6 protein-coding genes and 2 pseudogenes are annotated in these 5,506 nt (G+C 48.2%); 7 read left to right on the forward strand and 1 reads right to left on the reverse strand.

All coding sequences use genetic code 11. The features are described from left to right. Positions 1 to 248: 248 nt before the first annotated feature. On the reverse strand, positions 249 to 641 hold the full coding sequence (locus tag FTU95_RS14645) for a TraK family protein (protein ID WP_052928019.1): 393 nt from the start codon (positions 639 to 641) through the stop codon (positions 249 to 251). A 329-nt stretch (positions 642 to 970) separates the two neighbouring features. On the opposite strand from FTU95_RS14645, the gene traJ reads away from it, so the two are divergent. From traJ to FTU95_RS14675, 7 genes and pseudogenes are all read left to right on the forward strand, one after another. Then, positions 971 to 1,345, forward strand: coding sequence for a conjugal transfer transcriptional regulator TraJ (traJ, locus tag FTU95_RS14650; RefSeq protein WP_033472343.1), 375 nt, complete (start codon positions 971 to 973; stop codon positions 1,343 to 1,345). After that, a pseudogene (gene traI / locus FTU95_RS14655) lies at positions 1,342 to 2,217 on the forward strand (TraI/MobA(P) family conjugative relaxase); the annotation flags it as partial. The gene traJ and the pseudogene traI, both read left to right, overlap by 4 nt. A gap of 26 nt (positions 2,218 to 2,243) precedes the next feature. Continuing rightward, positions 2,244 to 3,146 (forward strand): annotated as a pseudogene (locus FTU95_RS14660) (TCR/Tet family MFS transporter); the annotation flags it as partial. Beyond that, complete coding sequence (locus FTU95_RS15220) at positions 3,138 to 3,323, forward strand: GyrI-like domain-containing protein (protein WP_233735431.1); 186 nt, start codon at positions 3,138 to 3,140, stop codon at positions 3,321 to 3,323. The pseudogene FTU95_RS14660 and the gene FTU95_RS15220, both read left to right, overlap by 9 nt. Before the next feature lie 183 nt (positions 3,324 to 3,506). Beyond that, positions 3,507 to 3,902: a transposase family protein gene (locus FTU95_RS14665; RefSeq protein WP_008306679.1), complete on the forward strand. Its 396-nt coding sequence runs from the start codon at positions 3,507 to 3,509 to the stop codon at positions 3,900 to 3,902. Next, positions 3,850 to 4,320: a transposase family protein gene (locus tag FTU95_RS14670; protein ID WP_120366350.1), complete on the forward strand. Its 471-nt coding sequence runs from the start codon at positions 3,850 to 3,852 to the stop codon at positions 4,318 to 4,320. The genes FTU95_RS14665 and FTU95_RS14670 overlap by 53 nt, the downstream gene beginning before the upstream one ends. A gap of 81 nt (positions 4,321 to 4,401) precedes the next feature. Next, the gene (locus tag FTU95_RS14675) at positions 4,402 to 5,259 is read left to right on the forward strand and encodes an SDR family NAD(P)-dependent oxidoreductase (RefSeq protein ID WP_120366351.1); all 858 of its coding nucleotides are present in this window, start codon (positions 4,402 to 4,404) and stop codon (positions 5,257 to 5,259) included. Positions 5,260 to 5,506 lie beyond the last annotated feature (247 nt).

Below are 5,506 nucleotides of genomic sequence, written 5' to 3' on the forward strand. Positions count from 1 at the left end.
GCATGTTCCGCGTCCTTGCAATACTGTGTTTACATACAGTCTATCGCTTAGCGGAAAGTTCTTTTACCCTCAGCCGAAATGCCTGCCGTTGCTAGACATTGCCAGCCAGTGCCCGTCACTCCCACTCAAATGTTAATAGGCCGCCTCTATGAAGGGGGCTGTTTTCGGGGTCGATTTCCAGGGGTTCATTGACACTTGAGGGGCGGGCTATGCCTTCCCTCTTGGCGTCCAATCCGCCCCTTGGGGCGTCAAATCAAGTCCGCTTTGTTCGGGCTGGGGTTGAAGTTGAAGCTGGGAATCTCCCCCGGCTTATGGCTGGCTGATGGTACTGGTTTGGGTGTCGCTGGGGTGGCTTTCTTGGGGGCCGGTTGGGAGGATGCCGGCGGTCTTGCGGTGGCCTTTTCAGGCTCGCCTGGCGACCGAATCAGACTGTTCACATAGCTGATAAAAGCATCATATCCGAAGCTGATTTTCCCTTCATCGTGCAGCGTTTTCCAGATGGCTTTTACCGGCCAGCCATCGGTCAAAGCCTCTTTTATGTCGTCGCGCTGGGCCAGGAAAGCCGCCCGATTCTGTCCTGAACGGGTGGGCTTTTGGGTCTGCATTTGCGCTGCAATGCGCTCTGTAAGCCGTTTAGTCATGCCGATTCTACCGCCTTTTATATGTCGATTTATCCGCGATTTAATGCCGATTCTATCGCTATTAAAGCGATTGTAAGGCGACTAAAGCCAGATTGCACGCCTTATGCGTGGAATCGGCTTGTGTTTGTCGATAAAACGGGTTATAGCCGGTAAATGGTAGTGATGTTAAAGTGGTGGTGAAGCGGGCAGGATGTGTGAAGTAGGCCCACCATGCAAGCATGGTGTTCCTCTTCACTTCCCCTTATTCGCACCTGCGGCGCTCAACGGGAATCCTGCCCTGCGGGGCCATCGGCGGACGCCGGAATAAGAGAACCAGGAGGACGCCAAAGATGGAGGCGACAGAGCAGAAGGTAACGAGAAAAAGCAGCACGCCGATCAAGGTGTATTGCCTGCCGGAAGAGCGGGCCGCCATTGAGGCCAACGCACAAGCGGCTGGCTTGAGTACGTCTGCTTTTTTGCTGGCCGTGGGGCAGGGTTACGCCGTCCAGGGCGTGACCGATTACGAGAACGTGCGCGAGCTGGTGCGGGTCAATGGCGACCTGGGCCGCCTCGGTGGTCTGCTGAAATTGTGGCTGACCGACGATGCCCGAACGGCCCGGTTCAGCGCTGAAACTGTCTTGGGCCTGCTGGCCCGGATTGAGGCCAACCAGGACGAAATGAGCCGATTGATGGAATCTATTGTGCGACCCAGGGCAGCATCATGATTGCCAAGCATGTTGCCATGCGTTCCCTGGGCAAATCAGACTTTGCCGACCTGGCTAAATACATCACCGACGCACAGAGCAAAGACCACCGGCTGGGCCATGTTCAGGTCACGAATTGCGAGGCGCATTCAGTGCGCGATGCCATCACCGAAGTGCTGGCCACCCAGCACATGAACACCAGGGCCAAGGGCGATAAGACCTATCACCTGATTGTCAGTTTTCGCGCCGGCGAGAATCCCGATGCCGACACCTTGAAGGCGATAGAGGAACGGATTTGCCAAGGGCTAGGGTTTGGTGAGCATCAGCGTATCAGCGCCGTGCATAACGACACCGACAACCTGCACATCCACATTGCCATCAACAAGATTCACCCGACCAGGCACACGATGCACGAACCGTACTATCCGCACCTGGCGCTGGCCGACTTGTGCGAGACGCTGGAACGGGACTATGGCCTGGAGGCAGACAATCACCGGCCGCAGCAGCGCGGGGCGGCATCGAGGGCCGCCGACATGGAGCGCCATGCCGGCGTGGAAAGTCTGGTGGGCTGGATCAAGCGCGAATGCCTGGACGACATTAAAGCCGCGCAGTCCTGGACGGAGCTGCACCAGGTCATGCGTGATAACGGCCTGGAGATTACGCCAAGGGGTAACGGGTTGGTGATCCGGGCCGATGACGGCACGATGGTCAAGCCCAGCACCCTGTCCCGCGATCTGTCCAAGCCTGCCCTGGAAAAGCGGCTGGGAGCCTTTGAGGCGTCACCGGATCAGCAGGAGAAGCCGCCCAGGCGGCAGTATCAAAAGAAGCCGGTACGGTCACGCGCTGACACCACCGAGCTTTATGCCAGGTACAAAGTTTTTTATCGCCAACTTATCAATGATAAATAAAAGTCACATCTATGTCAAAATCACTTATAACCGCACTCATTGTTGTCGCGCTTGATGCGATTGGTTTGGGATTAATCATGCCGGTGGTTCCGGCTTTATTAAATGAATTTGTACCGGCAGAGCAAACAGCATTTCACTATGGTGTTTTTTTATCGCTTTATGCGTTTATGCAGGTCTTTTGCGCGCCCGTTTTAGGGCGGTTATCTGACCGCTATGGACGGCGGATTATTTTGCTGGTTTCATTTTTAGGTGCCACGATTGATTATAGCATAATGGCGGCAGCGCCTGTTTTATGGGTGCTTTATATCGGCCGGATTATCTCAGGTGTTACCGGAGCAACTGGTGCAATCGCGGCATCAATTATCGCTGATACAACTAAACAGGAAGAACGTGCGCGTTGGTTTGGTTTTATGGGGGCGTGTTTTGGTGCAGGTATGATTGCAGGGCCTGCTATTGGCGGTGTTCTTAGTGATATATCTGTGCATGCGCCCTTTGTGGCAGGGGCTCTTCTCAATGCAATTGCCTTTTGTTTGGTGGCTTTCTTGTTGCCCAAAACGCCGTCACAACCGCCTGAAGGACAGCCAGCCAAAATCAATTTGTTTGAAGGCTTTCGCTTCAATTTTGCAGTTCAGGGACTTGCCAGCTTTTTTGCGTTGTTTTTTCTTATGCAGCTGATTGGGCAGGCGCCCGCCGCTTTGTGGGTGATTTATGGCGAACAGCGCTTGAATTGGGATATTGGCACAGCAGGTGTGTCGCTGGCCGTTTTTGGTGCAGCACATACATTCGTACAAGCTGTTTTAACCGGCACTCTTTCAAAGCGACTGGGTGACCGCGGTGTGTTGCTGCTTGGAATGGGCGCTGATATGTGCGGGTTTTTATTGCTGGCTTTTATCACGCAAAGCTGGATGGCGGTATTCTCAGGAACGGGTCCTATACCAGGAGCAATTCAAGAATTGCAACAGCAGATTTTTACTGAATGGTTACCAACTTCAGGTTTTGAATATGCTGAATTGCCAGATATCGAATTATATTTAGATGCTAATCCTCAGAATGCACAGTTCCAAATATGGCTCCCGATTCGTGCAAAATAAAAAAGTTGTGGCAAGTTTTTTGCCACAACTTTTTTTGAATAAAATGACTCTTAGTATTTTATAACTGACAATCAGCATATTAGATACTATAGTTATTAGATCTCTTTCATAAATCAAAAAACGATCTTCTTTTTGGTTAATATTTGCACTCCGGATTTCTTGGCATTCGTGCATAATCTGCGGATGAAATACATCGATTCAAACAAGCTTTCTGATCCTCAGTTCAAGCGATACACAGGCATCTCATGGTCAACTTTCTATTTGATGGTTGAGCAATTGCAGAAGCATGTCTCTGCCAAAGGCAGACCGCCCAAGTTAAGCCTGGAGGATCAGGTTCTGCTCTGTCTGAGCTATTGGCGGGAATACCGAACCTTATTTCACGTTGCGACGAGTTACGGGGTTTCAGAGCCCACAGCCTCAAGAATTGTCCGTCATGTTGAAGACTGCCTGATTCGGTCCAATCTGTTTAATTTACCCAAAGATTTACCCGAGGGCGAAGGCATCGACTGGAATGTTGTGATCGTGGATGCCACGGAAATTCCAATCCAAAGGCCTAAAAAAACAGAAGAAAAGCTATAGCGGCAAGAAAAAGACCCATACCTTTAAAGTACAGGCCATGATTCACTACAAAACTCAGCAAATTCTAAGTTTATGTACCAGTCGCGGTGCAGTGCATGATTTCGAGTTGTTCAAACGCAATTTAAACCAGATTCCTTTTGGGGCTTTTATCCTTGCAGATAAAGGCTATCAGGGGATTTATGTGTTGTATCCGAATAGCCTGTTGCCATTAAAAGCCAAAAGACACTGTAAATTGGATCCTGAATTGAAAATCTATAATCAAGAAATCAATAAAAGAAGAATCGGAATTGAGCATGTATTTGGCAGCCTGAAAACCTTCAAAATCCTTGCTGAGCGTTATCGAAATAGAGGTAAAAGGCTTGGTTTGAGATTCAATTTAATCGCTGGAATCTACAACTTGGAAATGAGCAAAAAATGATTTATGAAAGAGGTCTATTGTTGGCCTTTTAATTTGTTATAATCATATTGAGAGTAATTAGGAAAAAAGGAGCGTGGACAGATGACTAGAACGTGGTTTATTACTGGTGGAAGTAAAGGAATTGGTTTTGAGACAGTAAAATTAGTATTAGAAAATGGCGACCAAGTCATTTCTTTTTCTAGAACAGAAGGAAAACTCAGCAGGTTAAAAACAGAATATGGATCTTCTTTGCTGATCTGTTTAGGCGATATTGAAGAACGAGACATGGTAGTAGCCGCTGCTGCTAAGGGAGCAGAAAAATTTAATGGCATCGATATTGCTTTGAGTAATGCGGGAATGATGCTTGGAGGAATGATTGAGGAGACAACAGAAGAAGAGGCGCGTCAGATAATGAATGTAAACTTTTTCGGTTCTCTTTGGACGGCTCAAGCGGTTTCTCCTTTTTTGCGAGACAAATCAGGTCGTTTTATCCAAATGAGTAGTATCGGGGGCATCATGTCTTGGATGACTTCAGGTCTATACAGTGCTAGTAAATTTGCGGTAGAAGGATTGACGGAAGCTTTAGCACAGGAACTGGCTCCTTTTGGTGTTCATGTGACTATTGTTGAACCAGGAGGTTATTGGACAGATCTTTACAAGAAACTGCATAATAGTAAACGCTTGCCGGATTATCAAGAACTGCATCAACAAATGGATGCCTTCGCAAAAGAACAGGAGGGTCAGGCGACAGATAGTGACCCTATATTAGCAGCAAAGACAATCTTAAAACTTGCGGCATTGCCTGAACCACCACTACGTCTAATATTAAGTGATTCTCTTTTTGATGGGGTGATCGAAGCAACGGAAAATAAAATCGCCGGGTGGAAAGCAGAGGAGAGCCTCAGTCGGGAATCAGAAAAATTGATTCCAATGCCTGAAGGGTATTTAGCTGATAAGTAGATGACGACAGGAAAGTGACAATAAAAAATGAAAGAAATCATTGAAGAAATTCAAGCATACAAACCTTTTACACAGCAAGAAGCAAATGATCAAAAACTTTTTCTAAAACAAATACAATTTACGTATAGGAAGAATAAACGCCCTTTTCACCCAAGTCCAACAGCTTTGGACCGCAGTTGACTCTTTCGACACCCCTGCGATGCAACCCAATCCGGCTGACGGGGAGCCAGCAACGCTGAAAATTTAC

It is taken from the genome of Acinetobacter sp. YH12208 (genome assembly GCF_013418055.1).
Taxonomy (GTDB): Bacteria; Pseudomonadota; Gammaproteobacteria; order Pseudomonadales; family Moraxellaceae; genus Acinetobacter; species Acinetobacter pseudolwoffii.